This window comes from Pseudorhodobacter sp. E13, assembly GCF_003991405.1.
GTDB lineage: Bacteria > Pseudomonadota > Alphaproteobacteria > Rhodobacterales > Rhodobacteraceae > Pseudorhodobacter.
Window position 1 is genome coordinate 1 of the sequence record NZ_RPEN01000131.1, and the last position, 23,338, is coordinate 23,338.

21 protein-coding genes, 1 tRNA gene and 3 pseudogenes are annotated in these 23,338 nt (G+C 62.7%); 20 read left to right on the forward strand and 5 right to left on the reverse strand.

Annotated features, from left to right (window positions below):
- Positions 1–414: 414 nt before the first annotated feature.
- From EGN72_RS01380 to EGN72_RS01390, 3 pseudogenes are all read left to right on the forward strand, one after another.
- Positions 415–684: pseudogene (locus EGN72_RS01380) on the forward strand (CoA-transferase); the annotation flags it as partial.
- A 73-nt stretch (positions 685–757) separates the two neighbouring features.
- Positions 758–955 (forward strand): annotated as a pseudogene (locus tag EGN72_RS01385) (transposase); the annotation flags it as partial.
- A 201-nt stretch (positions 956–1,156) separates the two neighbouring features.
- Positions 1,157–1,991 (forward strand): annotated as a pseudogene (locus tag EGN72_RS01390) (IS5 family transposase); the annotation flags it as partial.
- Between the two features lie 12 nt (positions 1,992–2,003).
- Here the strand turns inward: EGN72_RS01390 and EGN72_RS01395 are convergent.
- From EGN72_RS01395 to EGN72_RS01405, 3 genes are all read right to left on the reverse strand, one after another.
- Positions 2,004–2,780: an ATP-binding cassette domain-containing protein gene (locus tag EGN72_RS01395; protein WP_127044860.1), complete on the reverse strand. Its 777-nt coding sequence runs from the start codon at positions 2,778–2,780 to the stop codon at positions 2,004–2,006.
- Positions 2,780–3,841 (reverse strand): ABC transporter permease, encoded by a 1,062-nt coding sequence (locus EGN72_RS01400; RefSeq protein WP_127044861.1) that lies wholly within the window; start codon positions 3,839–3,841, stop codon positions 2,780–2,782. The genes EGN72_RS01395 and EGN72_RS01400 overlap by 1 nt, the downstream gene beginning before the upstream one ends.
- An 89-nt stretch (positions 3,842–3,930) precedes the next feature.
- Positions 3,931–4,944, reverse strand: a complete 1,014-nt coding sequence (locus EGN72_RS01405; RefSeq protein ID WP_199743679.1) for a sugar ABC transporter substrate-binding protein — start codon at positions 4,942–4,944, stop codon at positions 3,931–3,933.
- Positions 4,945–5,122: 178 nt separating this feature from the next.
- On the opposite strand from EGN72_RS01405, the gene EGN72_RS01410 reads away from it, so the two are divergent.
- The 16 genes from EGN72_RS01410 to EGN72_RS01475 all read left to right on the forward strand — a co-directional run bounded on the left by EGN72_RS01410 (position 5,123) and on the right by EGN72_RS01475 (position 21,030).
- Positions 5,123–6,316, forward strand: coding sequence for an ROK family transcriptional regulator (locus tag EGN72_RS01410; protein WP_127044878.1), 1,194 nt, complete (start codon positions 5,123–5,125; stop codon positions 6,314–6,316).
- Between the two features lie 466 nt (positions 6,317–6,782).
- On the forward strand, positions 6,783–7,052 hold the full coding sequence (locus EGN72_RS19400; RefSeq protein WP_233586988.1) for a hypothetical protein: 270 nt from the start codon (positions 6,783–6,785) through the stop codon (positions 7,050–7,052).
- A gap of 129 nt (positions 7,053–7,181) precedes the next feature.
- Positions 7,182–7,604 carry an acyl-CoA transferase gene (locus EGN72_RS01415; protein ID WP_127044863.1) on the forward strand — a complete coding sequence of 141 codons (423 nt, stop codon included), beginning with the start codon at positions 7,182–7,184 and terminating at the stop codon, positions 7,602–7,604.
- Between the two features lie 24 nt (positions 7,605–7,628).
- Positions 7,629–8,567 carry a phage tail tube protein gene (locus tag EGN72_RS01420; RefSeq protein ID WP_127044864.1) on the forward strand — a complete coding sequence of 313 codons (939 nt, stop codon included), beginning with the start codon at positions 7,629–7,631 and terminating at the stop codon, positions 8,565–8,567.
- 2 nt (positions 8,568–8,569) lie between these two features.
- A complete protein-coding gene (locus EGN72_RS01425) occupies positions 8,570–9,007 on the forward strand; it encodes a hypothetical protein (protein ID WP_127044865.1) in 438 nt (145 codons plus the stop codon).
- A gap of 98 nt (positions 9,008–9,105) precedes the next feature.
- Complete coding sequence (locus EGN72_RS19545; RefSeq protein ID WP_255417403.1) at positions 9,106–9,237, forward strand: hypothetical protein; 132 nt, start codon at positions 9,106–9,108, stop codon at positions 9,235–9,237.
- Entirely contained in the window at positions 9,230–11,698 is a 2,469-nt protein-coding gene (locus tag EGN72_RS01430) for a phage tail tape measure C-terminal domain-containing protein (protein ID WP_127044866.1), read from the forward strand. The genes EGN72_RS19545 and EGN72_RS01430 overlap by 8 nt, the downstream gene beginning before the upstream one ends.
- Positions 11,698–12,324, forward strand: a complete 627-nt coding sequence (locus tag EGN72_RS01435) for a DUF2460 domain-containing protein (RefSeq protein ID WP_127044867.1) — start codon at positions 11,698–11,700, stop codon at positions 12,322–12,324. Before EGN72_RS01430 ends, EGN72_RS01435 begins: the two co-directional genes overlap by 1 nt.
- Positions 12,321–13,205 (forward strand): DUF2163 domain-containing protein, encoded by an 885-nt coding sequence (locus EGN72_RS01440; protein ID WP_127044868.1) that lies wholly within the window; start codon positions 12,321–12,323, stop codon positions 13,203–13,205. The genes EGN72_RS01435 and EGN72_RS01440 overlap by 4 nt, the downstream gene beginning before the upstream one ends.
- Positions 13,202–13,645 carry an NlpC/P60 family protein gene (locus EGN72_RS01445; RefSeq protein WP_127044869.1) on the forward strand — a complete coding sequence of 148 codons (444 nt, stop codon included), beginning with the start codon at positions 13,202–13,204 and terminating at the stop codon, positions 13,643–13,645. Before EGN72_RS01440 ends, EGN72_RS01445 begins: the two co-directional genes overlap by 4 nt.
- An 11-nt stretch (positions 13,646–13,656) precedes the next feature.
- Positions 13,657–17,628 carry a glycoside hydrolase TIM-barrel-like domain-containing protein gene (locus EGN72_RS01450; RefSeq protein WP_127044870.1) on the forward strand — a complete coding sequence of 1,324 codons (3,972 nt, stop codon included), beginning with the start codon at positions 13,657–13,659 and terminating at the stop codon, positions 17,626–17,628.
- 10 nt (positions 17,629–17,638) lie between these two features.
- Positions 17,639–19,564 (forward strand): DUF2793 domain-containing protein, encoded by a 1,926-nt coding sequence (locus EGN72_RS01455; RefSeq protein WP_127044871.1) that lies wholly within the window; start codon positions 17,639–17,641, stop codon positions 19,562–19,564.
- Positions 19,565–19,575: 11 nt separating this feature from the next.
- On the forward strand, positions 19,576–19,884 hold the full coding sequence (locus EGN72_RS01460; protein ID WP_127044872.1) for a hypothetical protein: 309 nt from the start codon (positions 19,576–19,578) through the stop codon (positions 19,882–19,884).
- Between the two features lie 66 nt (positions 19,885–19,950).
- Positions 19,951–20,625: a D-Ala-D-Ala carboxypeptidase family metallohydrolase gene (locus tag EGN72_RS01465; protein ID WP_127044873.1), complete on the forward strand. Its 675-nt coding sequence runs from the start codon at positions 19,951–19,953 to the stop codon at positions 20,623–20,625.
- Entirely contained in the window at positions 20,625–20,876 is a 252-nt protein-coding gene (locus tag EGN72_RS01470; protein WP_127044874.1) for a hypothetical protein, read from the forward strand. Before EGN72_RS01465 ends, EGN72_RS01470 begins: the two co-directional genes overlap by 1 nt.
- Entirely contained in the window at positions 20,863–21,030 is a 168-nt protein-coding gene (locus tag EGN72_RS01475) for a hypothetical protein (RefSeq protein ID WP_370323139.1), read from the forward strand. Before EGN72_RS01470 ends, EGN72_RS01475 begins: the two co-directional genes overlap by 14 nt.
- A 25-nt stretch (positions 21,031–21,055) precedes the next feature.
- Here the strand turns inward: EGN72_RS01475 and EGN72_RS01480 are convergent, their stop codons facing one another.
- Positions 21,056–21,793 carry a hypothetical protein gene (locus EGN72_RS01480; RefSeq protein ID WP_127044876.1) on the reverse strand — a complete coding sequence of 246 codons (738 nt, stop codon included), beginning with the start codon at positions 21,791–21,793 and terminating at the stop codon, positions 21,056–21,058.
- A 216-nt stretch (positions 21,794–22,009) separates the two neighbouring features.
- Here EGN72_RS01480 and EGN72_RS01485 point away from each other — a divergent pair, with 216 nt between their 5' ends.
- Positions 22,010–23,107, forward strand: coding sequence for a Fic family protein (locus EGN72_RS01485; RefSeq protein ID WP_127044877.1), 1,098 nt, complete (start codon positions 22,010–22,012; stop codon positions 23,105–23,107).
- A gap of 120 nt (positions 23,108–23,227) precedes the next feature.
- On the opposite strand, the gene EGN72_RS01490 is transcribed toward EGN72_RS01485, so the two are convergent.
- Positions 23,228–23,304: transfer RNA gene (locus EGN72_RS01490), tRNA-Met, on the reverse strand.
- Positions 23,305–23,338: the final 34 nt, after the last annotated feature.

Genomic DNA, 23,338 nt, shown 5'->3' on the forward strand with positions numbered 1-23,338 from the left:
GATGCAACCTGACGCCGTGTCAGGCCACTGGTGAGCGCAATGCGAACCGCATCCCGCTTGAACTCGTCGCTGTGTATCGCTGCCATATCCGGTCTCCTTGATGGCGAGTATTGCTCTCAAAAGACCGGAACGAAACCGTGACAGGTCCAAACTCCTGCCCGATATCATTCAGGCGCGGAGTCGCAGCTTAACAGGTCATGCAGAAGATGGGGCCCAGACGCCGCTTACGCAAATAGGACAATGCCCGCAACACGTGCGGACCTTAGGTCGGAAACGGTGGTTGCGGGAGCTCGACTTGGACACTGTTTCACCGGCCTGAGCGAAATTCGAATTTATCGGTGAAGCGCTTCCTACACCCGAAACCGACGACTATCAAAACCAAGGACTCTCGTTATGACCGAGGGACGACCGGGGGGCAGGTCAGTCAAAGGCATGGGCGGCGCGATGGATCTGGTCGCAGGCGTAGGCCTTGTGGTGGTGGTGATGGACCACACCAGCAAGCATGGCGAGAGCAAACTGCTGAAACAATGCACGCTGCCCCTGACCGGCAAGGCTGTGGTGGACCGCATCATCACCAATCTGGGCGTGCTGGATGTTGTCGAAGGCGGCTTGAATATCGTCGAATGCGCCAATGGCGTCACCGAAGCCGAATTGCGCGCCGCCACCGAGGCCACGATTGTCTAGCGTCAGGACCCATTGATCTGCTTTAGGCTGCCGTCGCTGCGTGATTCAAGACCCCGAGCTGACATGGGTGATGATGAGCAACTTATTCTGGCTGACCGACGCGCAGGTGGAGTGGCTAAAGCCATTCTTTCCGAAGAGCCATGGCAAGCCGCGGGTGGATGACCGGCGCGTCCTGAGTGGAATAATCTTCATAAATCGCAATGGATTGCGTTGGTGCGATGCCCTACGGGAGTATGGGCCACCGAAGACGCTCTGCAACCGTTGGAAGCGGCAGGTCATTGCCTTTGTCACAAGCGAACTGGGTCGATCAGAAATCCCTTGCAGCATAGGGAAGTTTGTCGACGATGCCGCTGAGTGTTTGGTCAGATAGCTGACCTTCGCTGCGATCACGACTTTTGATAACTGCTTAGGGTCAAGATGCATTGATTTTGGTCGTGCTGCGTGATTCACGGCTCCGAAAAGGAGTGGTGACATGAGTGATCATTTCTGGCTGACCGAGGCGCAGATGGGCAAACTTAAGCCTTTCTTCCCGAAGTCGCACGGCAAGCCGAGGGTCGATGACAGACGGGTGTTGAGTGGGATTATCTTCATCAATCGCAATGGCTTGCGATGGCGGGATGCGCCGCGGGAATATTACCCTCACAAAACACTCTACAGCCGCTGGAAGCGTTGGAGCGAGAAAGGCATCTTCGCGCGGATGATGGCCGGGCTGGCGGCGGAACATGGTGAGAAGACGACCGTGATGATCCCCTTTCGCGGTTTGAAGGCAAACCGCTGCCGGGCATCGGACGCGACATACCTGAAGGCTCACCGAACAGCGACCAGCATGGCCGCCAAAAAGGGGGGCGTGGCCGTCTGATTGGCCGAACCAAAGGCGGCATGAACCGTTGCCCGACAGGGCATTGCGCAGCAATGACCCGAGAGGGACCAAACTGTACGCCATCTGCGACAGTCAGGGGCGACCAATCGACCTGTTCGTTACCGTCGGACAGGTGAGCGATTGCATCGGCGCACGGGCCCTCCTGAGCGGCCCGCCAAATGTCAAATGGCTGCTCGGGGATCGCTGCTATGATGCCGACTGGTTCAGAGAAGCGTTACCGGACAAGGGGATACGCGCCTGCATCCCAGGCCGGAAGAAACGCAAGACGTCGGGCAAATACGACAAGCGCAGAAACAAGCGCCGCAACCAGATCGAGACCATGTTCGGCAGGCTCAAGGACTGGAGGCGTGTCGCGACCCGCTATGACAGATGCCCCAAGGTGTTTCTCTCTGCCATCGCACTCGCAGCCCTCGTCATCTATTGGTTATGCATCCTGACCCTAAGTGGGGACGGTTTCAACTGGCGGCTCCTTGGCACCGGTCATGAAAGCCACGGCATCCGACATCGTGTAGTCCTTGGGATTCACGACGCAAAGACGTTTGCCCAGGCGGTGGACGTGGATGCGGTCAGCAACTTCGAACACATGGGGCATGTTGTGGCTGATCAGGATGATCGGGATACCGCGCGATTTGACATCCTGTATCAATTCCAGCACCTTGCGGCTTTCCTTGACCCCCAGTGCTGCGGTCGGTTCATCCAGAATGATGACCTTGGAGCCGAATGCCGCAGCGCGGGCTACGGCCACCCCTTGCCGCTGACCACCCGACAGGGTTTCCACCGCCTGATTGATGTTCTGAATCGTCATCAAACCCAGTTCGGTCAGCTTTTCGCGGGCAAGGCGTTCCATGCGTGGACGGTCCAACTGGCGCAACCATTTGCCGCGAAAGCCCGGTTTGCGCAATTCACGCCCCATGAACATGTTATCAGCAATCGACAGCGCCGGAGACATGGCAAGGGTTTGATACACCGTTTCAATCCCCGCCTCGCGCGCCTGAATGGGCGAGGTGAATTTGACCTGCTTGCCCTCCAGGTAAACCTCGCCCTCATCCGGGACGATGGCGCCAGAGATCGCCTTGATCAGAGAGCTTTTGCCCGCACCGTTATCGCCGATCACCGCCAGAATTTCACCGGGATAGAGATCGAAATCACAGTGATCGAGCGCCGTCACCTTGCCATAGCGTTTGACCAGATTGCGGCCTTTCAAAATCGGTTCCATCAGACAGACACCTTTCTAATCCATTGATCCACAGCGACCGCGGCAATAATCAGCGCGCCGATCAGCAGATAGGTCCATTGCGCATCGGCCCCCAGCAGGCGAAGGCCAAGGGTGAATACCCCGACGATCAGCGATCCGAACAACATCCCCAGAATAGAGCCACGCCCCCCGAACAATGAGATGCCGCCAATCACCACCGCCGTAATGCTTTCGATATTGGCAAGCTGGCCCGAGGTTGGCGAAACCGACCCGATCCGCCCGATCAAGGCCCAACCTGCGAAAGCGCAGATCAACCCCGACAGCATATAGACGGAAATCAACGTGCCTTTGACATTGACGCCGGAAAGCTCTGCCGCGTCCGGGTCATCGCCCACGGCATAGACATGGCGGCCCCAAGCGGTTTGTTTCAGGATATAGGCCAGCAAGACCACCAGCAGCACCATGAAGACCACGCCCACGGTGAACACCGCCCCGCCGATCTTGAAGGTCGCGCCAAAGAGTTGCAGCAGGGGGGCCTGCTCGGCAATCTCTTGGCTGCGGATGGTTTCATTGGCGGAATAGAGAAAGTTGGAGGCCAGCGCGATTTGCCACATGCCCAAGGTCACGATGAAGGGGGGCAGCCGCATGATCGCCACCAGCCAGCCATTGACGAAGCCGACAGCGGTGCCGATGGCAAGACCACACAGGATCGAAACCTCGACCGGCAAGCCGTAGCGAAAGGTGAATTGCCCCATCACCACCGAGGACAAGACCATGATCGCCCCAACGCTCAGGTCAATTCCTGCGGTCAGGATGACAAGGCTTTGTGCCGCGCCCACGATGCCGACGATCGCGGTTTGCTGCAAGATCAGCGTCAGCGCGAAGGGCGAGAAGAACTTGCTGCCCAGCAGCGCGCCAAACACAAGGATCGACAAGACCAGAACGATCAGCGGCACAAGCGCCGGATTGACGTGCAGCCAATGTTGCAATGTGCCGATAGCCCCGCGATTGGGCTGTTCAAATTTGGCAACTTCCTGGCTGCCGCGCTTTGAGACGCTTTCAAAATTCTCAGCTTCTGACATGGCGACCCTCCTCCCCCTGTGCAAGCGAAATGCTGTGAAAAGAGGCGGCGCAGGCCGCCCCTTTCCAGATTGTCAGGTGTTGCGGCCCATCAGCCCCAGCACAGCTCCGTGCCTTTGGCACTGTCGATGCTTTCGACGCCGTCAACCGGGCTGTCGGTGATCAGGGTCACGCCCGTATCAAAGAAGTCCTTGCCTTCGGTATTGGCAGGCTTGGTGCCATCCTTGGCCCAAGCGGCAATCGCCTCAACCCCTTTGGAGGCCATCAGCAGCGGATATTGCTGCGATGTGGCGCCGATGATGCCTTCCTTGACATTGGCAACGCCGGGGCAACCGCCGTCAACCGAAACGATCAGCACGTCTTTTTCGCGGCCAATCGACTTCAGCGCCTCATAGGCACCCGCAGCGGCAGGCTCGTTGATGGTATAGACCACGTTGATCGACGGGTCTTTGGCCAGCAGGTTTTCCATCGCCTTGCGGCCACCTTCTTCGTTGCCCGAGGTGATGTCATTGCCGACGATGCGCGGGTCGGTTTCGTCGCCCCATTTGTTCGGATCGCCCAGATCAATGCCAAAGCCTTGCAGGAAGCCTTGGTCGCGCAGCACGTCAACCGAAGGCTGCGATACGGCCAGATCCAGCATCGCGATCTTGGCATTGGCAGCCTCGGCGCCCAGCTTGCCAGCGGCCCATTTGCCGATCAGCTCGCCTGCCAGAAAGTTGTCGGTCGCAAAGGTTGCATCGGCCGCATCAATCGGGTCCAGCGGTGTATCCAGTGCGATCACCAGAACGCCCGCATCCCGCGCTTGCTTTACGGCGGTGGTGATCGACGACGTATCCGACGCGGTCAGCAATATGCCCTTTGCCCCGTCCAGAATACATGTCTCAATCGCCGCCACTTGGGTTTCGTGATCGCCGTCAACCTTGCCGGCAAAGGATTTCAGCGTCATCCCAAGCTCTGCCGCTTTGGCCTCGGCACCCTCTTTCATCTTGACGAAAAAGGGGTTGGTATCCGTTTTCGTAATCAGGCAAGCGGTGATGCCTTGCGCCGAAGCTGCTCCGGCCATGCCCATAACGACCACCGCGGTGGTTGCGAGTAGTTTTTTCATGATGTCCTCCCAAGACAGTCTTTGATGGTCCGGCGTGCCGGACAGTCACCCCGCAGCGTTGCGGAACTGACTTTAAGAAACACGATTCGCGTCACCCCGTCAATAAATAAATAAACTTGATTTATTAATTGCCGAAGTGTCTTGTAGGCAAGGAGGGCAGAGGGATATGGTCACGATCATGGATGGCTCAAAGATCAGATCGTTAAGCAGTGGCGCGAACCAAAGCGGTTTGCGCGACTATAACGAACGTCTGTTGCTGTCCATGTTGCAGCGCAACGGGCCGATGCCCGGATCAGACCTGGCGCGGGTGGCGGGGCTGTCGCCGCAAACTGTTTCGGTGATCTTGCGCAAGCTGGAGCAGGATGGCCTGCTTGCCCGTGGCGACCCGGTGCGCGGCAAGGTGGGCAAGCCTTCGGTGCCGATGCGGCTAAATCCCGACGGCGTGTTCTCGTTTGGTCTGAAACTGGGGCGGCGCAGTGCCGAACTGATCCTGATGGATTTCGTTGGCGTCATCCGGGCGCAGCGGCGCATTACCTTCCCTTACCCGGTGCCAGATCGTATCCTGGGGTTTCTCCAGGACGGGCTGGAAGCGTTGACGGCCGACCTTCCTGCACAGGCGCAAACGCGGGTGTGTGGCATCGGCATCGCGGCCCCGTATGAGCTGTGGAACTGGCACAAACTGGTCGGCGCGCCAGAGGCCACTTCGCAGCTTTGGAAAACGCTTGATCTGCGCGAGGAGGTTGGGACATTCACCGATCTGCCCGTCTTCATGGTCAATGACGCCACCGCCGCCTGCCGGGCCGAGCATGTCTATGGCCGGGGCAAGGAATACCGTGATTACGCCTATTTTTTCGTCGCGGCTTTCATTGGCGGCGGTATCGTGTTGAACCATTCGGTGTATGAGGGCCATCAAGGCAACGCCGGGGCCTTGGGGTCGCTGCCCAGTATTGGCCCCAGTGGGGAAAGCCGTCAGTTGATTGATATCGCCTCGCTGCATGTGTTGGAAACCCGCTTGGCCGAGGCCGGGCTGGACCCGGCGCGGCTTTGGCAGACGCCGCAAGACTGGAGCGGCCTTGCGCGGTATGTTGATCCCTGGGTCGGGCAAGCAGCACAGGAATTGGCAAAGGCCAGCATATCCATTTGTTCCGTCATAGATTTCGAAACCATCATGATTGACGGGTCTTTTCCGAACGAAGTGAAACAAGCGCTGGTAGAGCGCACGCAACGCTATCTGCAAACCCAAGACACCCGTGGTCTGGTTCCCCCCACGATCTGTGCAGGAGAGATTGGCGGCAAAGCCCGCGAAATCGGGGCTGCTTGTGGCCCTATATTTTCCCAGTTTCTTTTGAACACCAATACTGGAGCGTTCTAATACAATCTGCGCCGTGTCTCACTGCTAAGAAGCATTAAGTCGGTAAATTAGACCCAAACCTGACGTTCGCCGTGGTGGCTTCGAAGGTCCGGTTTGGGCCTAATGCGTCATCCTAGCTCCCCACTCCCACTTCACCCTCAGTCTTTCATATTGATCGCCATGATCCCCTCCGACAGATCCGGCCCTACGCGTTGAAAACCAAGAAGCCGCGCAACGGCTTTGGTCATTTCTTCGGGCGGCATGATGCCGCTTTCCGTGTTGATTTCCGCGAGAATTTGACCCAGTTTTCCGAAACGCCGTGACCCACTGGCATCAAGGATTCCGCGGCCTTTTCATGCGATTATCGTGTTGCAGACGGCTCAGCGCCAAATGGAAAAATGGGTCAATCCGACACGAAAATCAACACTTTTATTGTCTACTTGATGAATCCGAACGTTTAAAGGAAATCGACGGCTGGCTTCTAAGCATGGTTCGTCGAGCGATGGAAAAGCGGAATTCCATTTTGAAGGCAAAATATGGAGTGGAGTGCCCAACTCCATCCAATAAAGAACTCGCCACTGGTTCTTGGTTGGATCTTGCGGCATGGCGCGGAGACGACCAGCCAGAAACCAGGATGCCGAGCCTTGTGAGGGGCTGGCGTGCCGCTCGCAAACACTTCTTCACGTTTGGACTTGAGCAGGTACAGGCCCCTAAGTACGGGTTCTATAGCGATTTCGACGATCTGTTTGACTACTGAGAGCGAACATCGCCCGAGCGTTGAATTCATAAAACTCGGCGCACCTCTGGCTCGAGGTGAAACTCAGTTATTGTTAAGCATTCCACAACGATCAATCAGTCCCTGAACGTTCAAACCTGAGTTGGACAAATGCCCACCACCCGCGAAACCGTTCTCGCCGCGCTGCACGCGCGGTTGCAGCCGCTTGCCGCCCTCACCCTGCGCGATGAGGTCCTGCCCGAGCGGATCCCCGCAGCCGGGCTGATCATCCTGCGCGACGGCCAGCCGGGTGACCCGGAGGTGACGCTGTCGCCGCTGCGTTACCACTATCAGCACCGCGCCGAATTGGAGGTCGTCGTCCAGGCGTGCACCAGTCGGGCCAGCACCTTCGACACCCTGATCACCGCCATCGGCACGGCGCTGGACGCTGACCGCACACTTGGCGGCCTCTGCGACTGGCTCGAGCCCGAGGCCCCGGCTTCGGTTGATCTGCCCATCGAGGGCGCAGCGGCGCTGAAGGCGGCGGTGATCACCGTCGTGTTGCACTACACCACCACCGGCCCCCTGGCCTGACACCCCCACATAAAGGAGACCCCCATGGCACGTGCGCAAGGCGCGCGGGCGCAGATGGCGCTTGCGTATGAGACGGTTTACGGCACCCCGCCAGTCAGTGGGTTCCGGCTGATGCCCTTCGCCCGGGCGACGCTCGGGTCAGAACAGCCGTTGCTGGAATCCGAACTGCTGGGCTATGGCCGCGATCCGCTCGCCCCGATCAAGGACGCGGTGACCGCCGACGGCGAGGTGGTGATCCCGATTGACGTGGAGGCATTTGGGTTCTGGCTGAAGGCCGCCTTTGGCCAGCCGACTACCACCGGCACGACGCCCAAGACCCACACCTTCCAGTCGGGCAACTGGACCCTGCCCAGCATGGCGATTGAAACCGCGATGCCCGAGGTGCCGCGCTTTGCAATGTATTCCGGCTGTGTGCTGGATCAGCTGTCCTGGCAGATGCAGCGGTCGGGTCTGCTGACAGCGACAGCTCGGCTGGTGGCCCAAGGCGAAACCATCGCCGCCGCAACAGCCGCTGGCACGCCTACCGCGCTGGGCTTGCAGCGTTTCGGCCATTTCAACGGCACGGTGAAGCGCAATGGTACAGCACTCGGGAATGTCGTTTCGGCCGAGATCACCTATTCCAACAACCTCGACCGGATCGAGACGATCCGGGGCGATGGCCGGATCGATGGCGCCGATCCGACCATGGCGGCGCTCACCGGTCGGATCGAAGTGCGGTTTTCGGACAGCACGTTGGTCACCCAAGCCATCGACGGCAGCCCGTGTGAGTTGGAGTTCGTCTACAGCCTCGGCGCGAACGCCAGTTTCACCTTCACCGCCCATGCAGTCTATCTGCCGATCCCGCGCATCGAGATTGCCGGGCCGCAGGGCGTGCAAGCGAGCTTTGACTGGCAAGCCGCCAAGGCCGCCAGCCCGGCCCGCATGTGCACCGCCGTTCTCATCAACACCCTTGCAGGATATTGATCATGATCCGACTGAACCTGACCGCCACGCCCGAATGGCTGGACCTCGCCCCCGGCCTGCGCCTGCTGGTCGGCCCCCTGACCACCGCGCTGATGGTGTCGGCGCGCGCCGATCTGGCGGTGGAAACACTCCCCGAAGGTGCGACCCAAGAGGAAATGGCGCTGGCCATGGCAAAATCGGTGGCCCGTCGCGCGGTTCTGGATTGGGAGGGTGTTGGCGATGGCGCAGGCAACATCATCCCCGTTTCGCCCGAGGGCATCGACGCCCTACTGGAAATCTGGCCGGTCTTCGAGGCGTTCCAGACGCAGTATGTCGCGCGCGGCTTGCTGCTGGACGCAGAAAAAAACGTCTCCGCGCCCTCGCCGACTGGTCCTTCGGCGGGGGTGACAGATACTGCGCGGCCTGCGCGGGGACGTGCCCCGACTGCCCCGCAAGACTGAACCGACCGCAGACACAAGATGGCTGGCAGGTCTGGGATCTGGTCGGCCGTCTTGGTGGTCAGCTGCGCGTGATCCCCGGCGCGGTGCTCGGCTGGGACATGGGTGCTGCCCTCGCGCTGGCGCGGGCGCTGGGCGTGAATACCCTGATCGCCGCCGAACTGCTGCCCGAGATCGAGGCGGTAATGGTGCGCAAACTGAACGAACAGATGGAAGGGGGCCGCGATGGCTGAAAAAAGGGTCAGTGTAAGGCTCGTCGCCGAGGGCGGCCGCCAGGTTCGCGCCGAGTTGGAGGGCGTCGGCACGGCTGGCGCAAAGGGCCTCGGCCGTCTGTCGCGCGAGATGGAACTGGCCAACACCCGGCTTGCAGGTTTTGCGCGCCGGGCCGGGATTGCCATGTCTGCCGCCGCTGCTGCTGCCACCGCTTCGCTCGGGCTGATCGTCCGGTCCACCGCCGAGAGCGCCGCGCAAATTCGGCAGTTCGCACAGGTCGCCAATGCCACGCCCGAAGCCCTGCAGCGCTGGTCTGCAGGCGCGCGCACAGTCGGCATCGAACAGGAAAAGCTCGCCGACATCTTGAAAGACGTGAACGACCGGGTGGGCGATTTCCTGCAGACCGGCGGCGGGCCGATGGCGGACTTCTTCGAAAGCGTCGCCCCGAAGGTGGGCGTGACGGCTAACCAATTTGCCCGCCTGTCGGGGCCAGAAGCCTTGCAACTCTACGTCGACACGCTGGAACGCGCTGGCCTTAGCCAGCAGGAGATGACCTTCTACTTGGAGGCAATGGCCTCAGACGCCACGCGCCTCCTCCCGCTCCTGCGCAACGGCGGGGCCGAGATGGCCCGGTTGGGCGATCAGGCCTCCGACCTCGGCGCGGTGCTGGACACCGACGCCATCGAGGCCCTGCGGCGCACCCAAGTTGCCCTTGGCACCATGTCACTGGTGTTCGAGGGGCTGCGCAACCGGATCGCCGTCGCCGTGGCCCCATCGGTCGAGGCGCTGGCCAACGCCTTCATCGCGCTGGCATCGGATGGCGGGATCCTGCGGGCAGCCATTAATGCGCTGATCGGAAATCTTGGACGCCTCGCCTCCTATGCCGCGACCTTCGCCGCCGTCATGGCGGGGCGCTGGGTGGCGGGACTGGCAGCGGCAGCACTGTCAGTGCGCGGCCTCGCCACGGCGCTGGTCATCATGCGCGGGGCGCTGATCCGCACCGGCATCGGCGCGCTGATCGTCGGTGCCGGAGAGCTGGTCTATCAGTTCTCGCAGCTGGTGGCCCGCGTCGGCGGCGTGGGCGAAGCCTTCCGCCTGCTGGGCGATCTGGCGAAAGAAGTCTGGTCGCGCATCGGCCTGTCGCTCGACGCCGCATTCGCCAACATGGCCGCTGGCTGGGAGCGGCTGAAAGCTGCTGGGCTTTCGGCTCTGGAAGGCACGATCGCGGGCGTGGTCAGTTTCGGCGACCGGACGGCTGCCATCTTCCAGGGGGCCTATGACGCTGCGGTCGCAATCTGGGGCAGTCTGCCCGGCGCCATTGGTGACTTCGCCTTCCAGGCCGCGAACGGGCTGATTTCCGGCGTCGAGGCGATGCTGAACGGCGTCGTGACGCGCATCAATAATTTCATCAACGGGCTGAACGCCGCGCTGGCGCTGCTGCCCGAATGGGCCACTGGCGAAGGTGGGGTGCGGATCGGCACACTCGATCCCGTAGAACTCAGCCGGATCGGAAACCCGTTTGAGGGTGCCGCAACAGCTGCAGGCGCAGCCGCAGCGGATGCCTTCTCTGCCGCGCTGTCCCAGACCTATCTGGAACCACCCGACCTCGGACTTGGCGCGATGGCAGACGACGCGCGTGGCCGGGCGGATGGCTATCGCGAGGCCGCTGGCATGCTTGCCGATGCCGCCGGTCGTCCGTTGGCCAGCTGGCAAGCGCTGAAGGAGGCCGTCACTGGCACGGGGACCGAGGCGGAGACCGCACTCGCCGATGCAGCCGCTTCGGCCGATGCCCTCGCGGCAGGGCTGAACAACACCGCCACCGCAGCCGATGGTGCGGGCAGCGCTGCGCGCAACGCCGGGGCGGCGGCCGCCGAGGGCGCGGACACGGCCCTGACCGGCTGGCAGGCCGTCACCGCGGCGCTCGCCGACTATGCCGCCAAGGCGCGCGATATCGGGGGTGATATCGGCAGCACGCTGGTCAGCGCCTTCACCTCAGCCGAAAACGCCGTGGCCGACTTCGTGAAAACTGGCAAGCTGGATTTCCGCGACCTGGTCACCTCGATGATCGCTGATCTCGCGAAGCTGGCGGCGCGACGCTTCATCCTCGGCCCCATTGCCAATGCGCTGTCGGGCGCGCTGGGCGGTGCGGGTGGCATCTTCGCCAACATTCTGCACGCCGGTGGCATGGTCGGCGCGCCGGGCCCGGGCCGCATGGTGCCTGCGCTGGCTTTTGCCAATGCGCCGCGCATGCATTTCGGTGGCTGGGCCGGGATAAAACCCGACGAGGTTCCGGCAATCCTGCAGCGCGGTGAGCGGGTTCTGTCGCGCCGGGAGGCTGCTGGATATGGCCAAGGTCAATCCTCCGCACCTGCCGTGAATGTCACCATCATGACCCGGGACGCCGAAAGCTTCCGGCAATCCCGGACACAGGTCGCAGCCGATATCGCCCGCGCGGTGTCGCTCGGCCGGAGGGGCATGTGATGGCATTCCATGAAGTCAGGTTCCCCGACAACATCAGCCGCGGGGCACGGGGCGGCCCTGAACGGCGCACGCAAGTGGTCGAACTGGCCTCAGGCGATGAAGAGCGCAATGCCAGCTGGGCCGACAGCCGTCGCCGCTATGATGTAGCCTATGGCATCCGGCGTGCGGATGATCTGGCGGCGGTGGTTGCCTTCTTCGAGGCCCGCAACGGCCGTCTGCACGGGTTTCGCTACAAGGACTGGGCCGACTACAAATCTGCCCTGCCTTCTCATGCGATCACCGCGACGGACGATCAGATCGGCACCGGGACCGGTAGCCAGCAGAGCTTCCAACTGGCGAAACGCTACACCTCCGGCGCGCAGACCTGGGTGCGAACCATCGCCAAGCCGGTGGCCGGGACCGTCCGCGTGGCGCTGGGCATGGCGGAACAGCTGTCGGGCTGGACCGTGGACACGACAACTGGCGTCATCACCTTCACCACCGCCCCTGCGGGTGGCGTCATCGTCCGCGCTGGCTTCGAATTCGATGTGCCGGTCCGTTTCGACAGCGACACGCTCGACGTGACCCTCGAATTCGAAAGGTTGGGATCGATCACCGCCATTCCCTTGCTGGAGATCCGCAGATGAAAAACCTCTCCTCTAAACTGCAGGCGCATCTGGATGATGGCACAACCACCCTGTCCTGGTGCTGGCGGATCAGCCGTGCCGACGGCGTGGCGCTGGGCTTTACTGATCATGATCGCGCGCTGGCCTTTGACGGCACCGAGTTTGAGCCAGAGAGCGGGTTTGCCGCCTCGGAAATCCGCGCTGGCTCCGATCTCGCCGTCGATGCGCAGGACGCGACCGGGGTGCTGACCTCGGACCGGATCACGGAAACCGACATTCTCGATGGGCGGTGGGACAATGCCGCAGTGGAGCTGTGGCGGGTCAATTGGGCAGACACCAGCCAGCGTGTGCTATTGCGCCGGGGCGCGGTTGGGCAAATCCGGCGCGGACGCATGGCTTTTGTGGCCGAGGTGCGTAGCCTCGCGCATGTGTTCGGCCAGACCGTGGGGCGGACGTTTCAGGCGGGGTGCGATGCAAGGTTGGGCGATGCGCGCTGCAGCATCGACCTAGAGGACGCCATCTACAGGGGCACGGGCATCGTCACCGATCTCTTGCGCGACCGGGCCTTCATGGCCTCGGATCTGTCCGAGTTTGACGCGGGCTGGTTCACCTCCGGCACCCTGACCTGGACCAGCGGTGCCAATGTGGGTCGCATCACCGAGGTGCTGTCGCATGGGCTGGATGGGAGCATAGCCACCCTGACCTTGCTGGAACCGCCAGTGCGCCCCATGGCTGAAGGCGACAGCTTTCTTGCGCGGGCGGGCTGCGACAAGCGGATCGCGACCTGCAGCGCCAAGTTCGCGAATGTCGCCAACTTCCGGGGCTTTCCCAACATTCCGGGTCAGGATGCGGTCCTGCGCTATGCCAGCCAGGACGGCGGCCATGAAGGAAACGTGCTGTGAATTGCGCCGATCCCGCCTTCGTCATCGCCACCGCCCGCAGCTGGCTTGGCACGCCCTACCACGATCAAGCCAGCCTTCGCGAGGTCGGTTGCGACTGCCTTGGACTGGCACGTGGCGTGTGGCGCGAGGTGGTGGGCGACGAGCCTTTCCCGATTCCTCCCTACAGCCGGGATTGGGGCGAGACAGGTCCGCGCGAGGTGCTGGCCGAGGGTGCGCGCCAGATGATGCCAGAAATCATGCCCCCCGACGCCGGGCCCGGCACGCTGATCCTGTTTCGCATGGCCCCGCGTGCCATTGCCAAGCATGTCGGCATCCTGACCGCCCCCGACCGTTTCATCCACGCCTACGAGCGGCTGGGCGTCGTCGAGGAAGTTCTGACACCGACATGGGCGCGAAAGATCGCCTTCGCCTTCCTGTTTCCGAACCCCAGCAGCATCTGAGATTTTCATCCATGGCAACTTTGGTTCTCGGCGCCGTCGGCTCCGCGATTGGCGGCGCATTTGGCGGTGCCATCCTCGGCTTTTCGGGTGCGGCCATCGGCGGTTTCATCGGATCCACTATCGGATCGGTGGTCGACAACTGGATTGTGTCGTCCCTCGCCCCGGCCCAGCGGATCGAGGGCGCGCGGTTGGACAGCTTGCGCATCACCTCCTCGACCGAAGGGGCGGTAATACCGCGCCTGTTCGGTCGCATGCGCATAGGCGGCAACATCATCTGGGCCACGGATTTCCGCGAAGCGGTCAACACGACCAGTCAGGGCGGTGGCAAAGGCAGCGGGCCAAAGGTCACGACGACTGAGTACTTGTACTACGCCAGCTTCGCCGTTGCTTTGTGCGAGGGCGAGATCACCGGGATTGGCCGGGTGTGGGCTGACGGCAAGACCATGGACATGACCGGCGTCACCTGGCGCTGGTATCCAGGCGACGAGGTGCAGACCCCCGATCCGTTCATCTCGGCCAAGATGGGCGCGGCCAGCACCCCTGCCTATCGTGGCACCGCTTATGTCGTCTTTGAGGAGCTGAACCTTAGCGCCTTCGGCAACCGCCTGCCGCAGATCAGCTTCGAGGTGTTCCGCCCGCTGGCCGATTCCGACACCGCCGAAGGACTGGTCAAGGCCGTGACGATGATCCCGGCCTCGGGCGAATTCACCTATGCAACCGCGCCAGTCAAGAAATCCACCGGCTCCGGCGGCGCGACAGTGGCCGAGAACCTGAATGCCATCACCGACACGGCCGATATTGTCGTGGCGCTGGACCGGCTGCAATCCCTTGCCCCCGCAGTGGAAAGCGTCAGCCTCGTCGTGGCTTGGTTCGGCGATGACCTGCGCGCGGGATCCTGCAAGGTGCGGCCGGGCGTCGAGGTGGACACCAAGACCACCACGCCGTCAGTTTGGCTTGTGAATGGCGTTTCGCGCGCCAGTGCCTTCCTCGTCAGCCTCGATGCAGAGGACCGTCCGGTTTATGGCGGCACGCCCGCCGACTTCGCAGTGGTGCAGGCGATACAGGAGATGAAGGCACGCGGGCTGCGCGTGACCTTCTATCCCTTCCTGCTGCTGGACGTGCCACCCGGGAACACCAAGCCCAACCCCTACAGCGCAAATGCCGCCACCTCTGGCCAGCCGACCTTCCCATGGCGTGGGCGCATCACCTGCTCCCCGGCTGCGGGTTTTGCTGGATCGGTGGACAAGACTGCCACCGCTGCCACACAGGTATCGGCGCTGTTCGGCACGGCGACGCCCGCCAATTTCAGCGTGTCGGGCACCACTGTCAGCTGGACCGGGCCGGTCGGCGAATGGGGCTTGCGCCGGATGATCCTGCACTACGCGCATCTCTGCAAAGCCGCCGGGGGCGTGGACGCCTTCCTGATCGGCTCGGAAATGCCCGGCCTCACCACCATCCGGAGCGGGGCCAGCACCTATCCTGCCGTCACTGCCTTCAAGGCTCTCGCGGCAGACGTCCGCGCGATCCTCGGCGCTGGGCCGAAGATCGGCTATGCCGCCGACTGGTCGGAATACTTCGGACACCACCCTGCCGACGGCAGCGGCGATGTGTTCTTCCACCTCGACCCGCTCTGGTCGGACGCCAACATCAACTTCATCGGCATCGATAACTACATGCCGCTGTCCGATTGGCGCGACGGTTTCGATCATGCCGATGCGACGCTGGCGCCTGCAATTTACGATCGCGCCTATCTGCAATCCAACATTGCGGGCGGCGAAGGCTTCGAGTGGTTTTATGCCAGCGCCCTTGATCGAACCGCGCAAAACCGAACGCCGATCACCGATGGCGCAGCGGCGAAGCCTTGGGTCTACCGCTTCAAGGATCTGCGCGCCTGGTGGCAAAACCCGCATTTCAACCGGCCCGGCGGTGTGGAAAGTGGCACGCCGACGGCATGGGTGCCGCGGTCCAAGCCGATCTGGTTCACCGAACTGGGGTGCCCGGCCATTGATCGCGGCACCAACCAGCCCAACGTGTTCTTCGATCCGAAATCGTCCGAGAGCTTCACGCCCTACTCCTCTCGGGGCTGGCGCGACGATGCGATCCAGCGCGCTTATCTCGAGGCGACATATCTCTGGTGGGGTCAGGGCGCGAACAATCCGACCTCGGCCATTTACGGCGCGCGCATGGTGCATGTGCCGGAATGCGCCGCCTGGACTTGGGATGCGCGCCCCTATCCGTTCTTCCCCGAACTGACCGATGTCTGGACAGACGGGCCGAACTGGCGGCTCGGGCATTGGCTGACCGGGCGGCTGGGCGCAGTATCGCTGGCGGCACTGGTGCGCCACCTTTGTCTCCGCGCCGGAATGCCCGAGGAATTGATCGACGTCTCTGGCCTATGGGGTGCGGTCGAGGGCTATGTGATCTCGGCATTGGAAGCCCCAAGGGCGTCGATTTCCACGCTGGCCCGGCATTTCGGCTTCGATGCTGTCGAGAGCGAAGGGCGCATCAAGTTCCTGATGCGCGGCCGAATTGCCGGTGCCACGATCACCCCGGATGGAATGGTGGCCCCCGCCTCTGCGCAGGGCGATGTGATGGAACTGACCCGGGCGCAGGAAACCGAACTGCCGCAGGCGTTGAAATGGCAGGTTGCCCGCGCCGACGAGGACTATGACGCAGCACAGGTCGAAGCGCGCCGGATCACCGTCGATACCACCCGCATCGCGTCCGAGTCGTTTCCGATGGCGATCCCGCCCGAGGAAGCCGAACGCCGCTGCCGTCGCGCGCTGATGGAGGCATGGGTAGGCCGCGAAAGTGCCGTGTTCCGCCTGCCGCCGTCGCGTCTGGCGCTGGATCCCTGCGATGTGATCCTGCTCGACCACGATGGCCGCCTGACGGAAATGCGACTCGTGTCCATCGCGGATTCGGATCAGCGCAGCATCGATGCGGTGCGGCAGGACCGCGCGGTCTACGATCTGCCGCCCGGCGAGCCTAGACCTGCATCCTTGTCGACGCCGACCGTGTTCGGCGCACCGGATGTGCTGCTGCTGGACCTGCCACAACTGCGCGAGGATCAACCGGCGCATCGGCCCATCGTCGCAGCACATGCCAAGCCGTGGCCGGGTGAGATTGCCGTTTACCGCAGTGCCGATACAGATGGTTTTGCGCTGCTGACAACCTTTGGCACCCGTGCGCGGATGGGTGTGCTGGCGGCGGACTTCTTTGCCGGGCCGGTATCGCGCTTTGATCTGGGCAATGCGCTGGTCGTCGATCTCTATTCCGGCACCTTGGAAAGCGTCACGGACATCACCCTGCTGGGTGGGGCCAACGCTCTGGCCATTGAGGGCGCCGCTGGGCAGTGGGAGATCGTCCAGGCGGGCGCGGCCGAGTTGATCGCGCCGGGGCGATACCGGCTCACCCGGTTGCTGCGCGGTCAGCGCGGAACCGAAGGGGCCATGGTTGCGATGGTACCGACCGGCGCGCGGATTGTGGTGCTCGACACTGCCGTGGCCCCTTTGCCCATCAGCGAGGCCGATCTGGGTCTGCCTTGGAATTGGCGCATCGGTCCAGCTTCGAAGCCAGTCAGCGACGAGACCTTTGTCGCCACAGTCTTCACGCCCGAAGGCGCTGGGCTGCGGCCGTTTTCGGTGGCCCATGTCGAACAGCCGTGGCGCATCGCCCGCAGCCCCGGCGATCTGACGATCCGCTGGACGCGCCGGTCGCGGTCATTGGCCGCCGATACCTGGGGCGCTGGCGATGTGCCTTTGGCCGAAGACAGTGAAGCCTACGAGGTGGAAATCCTCGACGGGGCAACTCGTAAGAGAACCTTACAAGTTGCCACCACCTCTGCCCTCTACACCGCCGCCCAGCAAACCGTCGATTGGGGCGCACCCCTCGGGTCCGGCCAATCCCTCGCCATCCGCATCTACCAGCTCTCGGCCCTGATCGGCCGGGGCGCTGGGCGATCCGTCACGCTAACCTTCTGAAAGCGCACCCATGTCCGACATCACCACCCATCTCCTGCTGCCCTACATCCTGGCATCGCAGGCGCAAAAGCATGTGACCCACAACGAGGCGCTGCGGCTGCTGGATGCCATGGTGCAGCTGTCGGTCCTTGACAGAAGCCGCACCGTCCCACCCGCCAGCCCGGTCGACGGCGACCGGCATATCGTAGCATCGGGCGCGACCGGCTTCTGGGTTGGCTGGGATCTGAACGTCGCCTTCTGGGTCGATGGCGTCTGGATGCGGCTGGTGCCACGCCCGGGCTGGCTGGCGTGGATCGCGGCAGAACAGATGTTTCTGGTCTGGAGTGGGTCGTCCTGGGATCCGGTCGGCGAACCGGTTGATGTGTCGGATGCCATCTTTAGTCTGGTGAATGACGCCGATCCGACCAAGAAGGCGCTGTTCTCGCTGTCAGGGATTTCCACCGGCACGACCCGGACCTTCACGCTGCCAAACACCTCGTCGGAACTGGCGATCCTCGCAGGCACCCAGACATTCAGCGGCAACAAGACCTTCTCGGGTACGCTGACCGCGTCAGGCACCGTCACGGTTTCGGCGGCCGCGGCAACGATTGGCACGGCGACGACGACCGCCACCTACGGCATGGGCACCGGAGTCACGACCACCGGCGTCACCAAGACCTTGAACCTCGGCACCGGCGGGGCTTCGGGGTCCATCACGGTCGTCAACATCGGTTCCGCCACCGCTGGGTCAGGCGGGACCACGGTGGTGAACACGCCGACGGTCACCTTCGCCAACGCCGTCACGCAGGTCAGCATGCCGCAAGCCAACCTGACTGCGCAATTGCTGGGCCTCGGTGGGGCGACAGCTGACAGCTACAACCGCTTGTCGATGAACACCCCGGCGGTGCTGATCAACAACGCAGGCGCCGGGATTGAAGCCACGGTGAACAAGGCGGCGGCCGGGAACGATGCGGCCTTCGCCTTCAAGACCGGCTTCTCGGCACGCGCCCTGATAGGACTGCTGGGCAACGATAATTTCAGCTTCAAGGTCAGCCCGAACGGCTCGACCTTCTTTGACGCGATACGGATCGACAGTGCTTCCGGCCGGGTCGAACTGCCCGAGCCGGTCGTGTTGCCCGCCTTGGCCGCTGCGCCCGACCCGCCGCCCGCAGGCAAGCTGGCCGTCTATGCCCGCGACCGCGCCGGGGCCGGATGGCTGGATGTGCAGCGCCCCTCGGGCCGGTTCTTTCCGCTGCAGCCTCATTTCGGGGTCAACCGGATCGCCACTTGGGCCCCGTCCACCAGCACGACGGTGAATACGAACGGCATGCCGCGCACGGCTGTCGGCACCGTGGCGACGCCGACACTGACCACCACGGGTCTGGCCGACAGCATGCGGCGCTGGCGGGTGACCAGCGCGGCCACAGCAAGCGCCGCCGCCGAGGAACGATCCGCAGGCTGGGTCTGCTGGCGCGGCAATGCCGAGGGCTTGGGCGGCTGGAACTACGTCAACCGCCTATCGCTGACCACCCTGCAAGCGACGGGCATGGGGTTTTTCGGGCTGTATGGTTCTGTGGCAGCGCTGGCGACCACCCTGACGCTGGCCACCGTGCTGAACTGCATCGGCATCGGTTTCCAGCGCGGCACCCACACCAACTGGCAACTTGTGCACAATGATGGCGCGGGTGCACCGACCTTGATCGACCTCGGGGCCAGTTTCCCGGTGGCCAGCATGACCAACGTGCTGACGCTCTACATCGCCGCTGCGCCGAACGGGTCGGACATCGGTGTGCGGGTGGTCGAGGAGGTCAGTGGCGCTGCCGTCGAGTTCACCATCACCACCGACATGCCCGCTGCGACCCAACTGCTGAGCCCGCGCAACTACATGAACACCGGCGCGACCGCAGCGGCTGTCGCCTACGACTGCTCCGGCGTCTACGTCGAGACCGATTATTAAAGGAAATCAACATGACAGAACGAACCACCCTGTTGCAGGAGGTCGGCGCGGCCTTCCGCGACAACGGAATGACCGCCGCTATCACCGCACTGATCGGCGGGTTTATCGCCCTTTTGGCCGCCGTCACGCGCCGCGCCTTCACCAATGATGCGATGCTGGTCCGGATGGACCGTGAACTGTTGGTCGAGCGCGACCGCGTGGATCGCCAGCGCGCCGAAGACCGCAAGGGCGACGCCGACCGGCTGGAGCGCATCGAGACGGACATTCGCGCGATGCGGGATCTGATGTTCGAGGCGTTCCAACGCGGCCGCACCGACTGACCATCACCACCCTGCCGACCAACCCCACCCGCCCCAGAGGCGGGTTTTGCATTTCTGGAGATCACCATGCCGACCATGACCTACGCCCATTTCCGCGACGTGCCCGAAAGCGCTTGGCGCTGGCCCAGCTTTTCCCCGGCCGAGATCGCCTGCCGCGGCACCGGCGCGATCAAGATCAACAGCGAGGCGATGGACAAGCTGCAATCTCTGCGCAACCGCATCGGCAAACCGCTGATCGTGCGCTCCGGCTATCGCAGTCCCAGCCACAACCGCGCTGTCGGCGGTGCCCCGGCCTCCAAGCACATGCTGGGCACGGCGTTTGATATCGCCATGTCGAACCACGACCCGGTTGCATTCGCCGAAGCCGCCCGCGCTGTCGGTTTCCTCGGCTTCGGCACCTATCCCCGCTCGGGCTTCATGCACATCGACCTCGGGCCAGCCCGCAGCTGGGGCGAACCCTTCGCTCCTCGCGCCACGCCCTTCGTGCCGGAAATCCCGCCTGCCCGCGAAGTACTGGCCGACAGCCGCACGCTGAAAGGCGGTGGCGCTGCGGGCATCGCGACCGTCGGTGCCGCCGGTATCGAAGTGGCGCAAGAGGTCTTGGCGGAAACCCAATCCGCCATCCTGCCCTTGGTGCCCTATCTCGACACCCTGCGCTGGGTGTTCATCGCCGTTGCGCTGATCGGCATTGCGGTCGCGATCCACGCCCGGATCGATGACTGGAAGCGGGGCCAGCGCTGATGGGTTGGATCACCGCCCTCCTCGCCAGCGGCCCGGCGCGCAAAGCGCTGGGCCTGCTGCTGGTCGCCCTCACCATCGCCCTGTTCCTGATGAACTTGCGCCGCGCCGGTGAACGGACCGGACGGCTGGCAGAACGCCTTTCAACATCGGAGAGAACACATGAAATCCAACGCCAGATGCTGGACGCCGCCAGCCGCCGTCCCGCTGATCGCGATGCTTTGGCTCAGCGCATGCGCGATGGGCGGTTCTGATGCCCGGGCGCCGTGCCCACCTGTGGTGGAATACACCGCCGCCGATCAGACGCGCGCGGCGACCGAGATAGAGGCTTTGCCAGAGGGTGCCGTCATGATCCAGATGATGAGCGATTACGCCGTGCTGCGCGATCAAGCACGGGCCTGCCAGTAATGGTAGATATCGGTGGACTCGGTACCTACCGCCAAGGCTCCGGCTCATAGGCCGCCTTTGCCACGACTTTGTTCGCATCAGCACGCGTCCGGTATCGGCCGATCATCTCTCCAGCCTCGTTGTCGTCCACGGCAAACACCCGATACATGTTCCAGCTTTTGTCCGAATTCGGCTTGAGCTGGAACACACGGCCGTTCTTGCGGCAATAGAAGCACTTTGAACCTTTGATCTGTGTCCAAGGGCAGTCGCCATAGGACAGCAAGCGTCGTTCGCGCTCCAACCTCGCTGCTTCAAGCCGACTTTCTTCCTCTTTGCGCCGCGCGTCCTGCAAGCGCTGCCATTGCGCCGCGACGTACGCAGACAGCCTTCCGATAATGGCGGGCATCTCGGTACCCGCAGATTTTTCGGCTTGATAAATCTTTAGGCACTCTGCCTGCAGGTCTGGTTCGGGCGATGCGATGTATTCGACCTCTATCAGATGCCGCATGCGCTGCTCAAGATCTGTCATTGTCAGTGGCTGACCGGGCAAGGTGTTCAAGAACGCCAGCATGTCGTCATTCGGTATCCAGCAGTCCAAAGCTGAGGAAATGACAGTGTCGCGCGGACCCTCCCACTTGCGCCAGACAGACCCGTCAGAATCGAGAGACTTGACGATCTGCAAGGCAAGCTTCGTCAGAAAATGCGGATCACGAATGTGACGGAGGGAGGGGCTGCGAACATGATCAGCCAAAAGACGATGAACGTTCGAAGTGCGCTGATCCATGTACATGTGGCACCAAAGATGGAGATAGCCGAGGGAATTCGGATGAACGAGTTCAATGCCATTTTTAGCCAGTGATGGCGTACGATCAAGCGGGCCAGTTGTTCAAAGACCTCGTGCGGAGAATAGTCGCGCCAATCTCCGCATATATTGCGGCGTTAAATCTTGCGGAAGCGGCGAATAGGATGCATTATCACCGCATCTGGCGCGGAGTTTACAATGTACATCTGGGAGAGGCCAGACTGGCCGACACTGACCTGGCGCGATGGCAGCATCGCGACACCGCTAGCGGCTGTGCGGCACGATCAGGGTCGCCTGATCGGCCGGATGGAATCCCTTGGGTTCAAGCTGCGCGAAGAGGCGGTGCTGCAGACACTCACTCAGGATGTGCTCAAGACCAGCGAGATCGAAGGCGAGGCGCTGGACGCCACACAGGTGCGGTCATCGCTTGCCCGCCGACTTGGCATCGACATCGGCGCCCTGCCCCCGACAGACCGAAACGTTGAGGGCATCGTCGAGGTGATGCTGGATGCGACGAGGAACTACACCGCACCCTTGACCGCGGAGCGTCTGTTCGGCTGGCATGCCGCCCTGTTCCCTACGGGGCGCAGCGGCATGACACGGATCCGCGTCGGGGATTGGCGCGACGACAGTTCGGGGCCCATGCAGGTGGTGTCGGGACCGGTCGGCCGAGAGCGGGTGCATTTCGCGGCCCCTCCGGCCGACAGGATCGCGGCGGAGATGGGGGCGTTCCTGACATGGTTCAACGCACCACTGTCCACCGATCCGGTGATCAAGGCGGCTCTGGCGCATCTGTGGTTCGTGACCATCCACCCGTTCGAGGATGGCAACGGCCGCATCGCCCGCGCCATTGCCGATCTTGCGCTTGCGCGATCAGAGGCCAGCCCGCAGCGGTTCTACAGCATGTCGGCGCAGATCCGGATCGAGCGGTCAGACTATTATGATGAGCTGGAGCGCACCCAGAAAGGCGCGACGGATGTGACGGAGTGGCTGACCTGGTTCCTTGCCTGCCTAGGGCGAGCAATCCACGGCGCCGATGGCGTCTTGGCAGCAGTCATCGCCAAGGCCCAGTTCTGGGAACGCGCCGCAGCGCTGGCGCTGAACGAACGCCAGATCAAGATCCTGAACCGACTGCTTGACGGTTTCGAGGGCAAGATGACATCGTCCAAATGGGCGACCATCGCGAAGTGCTCTCAAGACACCGCGAACCGCGATATCGCGGCATTGCTGGATCTGGGGCTTCTTCGCAAAGGGGAAGCTGGTGGCCGCAGCACAAGCTACGAGCTTGTGATCTGAGGGGTTCGCAGCCGGGCTCCATGCCACTCGTAAAACGTTGACATGGCGTTGACACAAAATGCACAAGCAAAAAGCCGCCCTTGCAGACGGCTCGTAACTTACTGATACATTTGGTAAAAGTGGTTGCGGGAGTAGGATTTGAACCTACGACCTTCAGGTTATGAGCCTGACGAGCTACCGAGCTGCTCCATCCCGCGACGCTTGGGTTGCGCGTTTTGTTGCGCAGGGCCC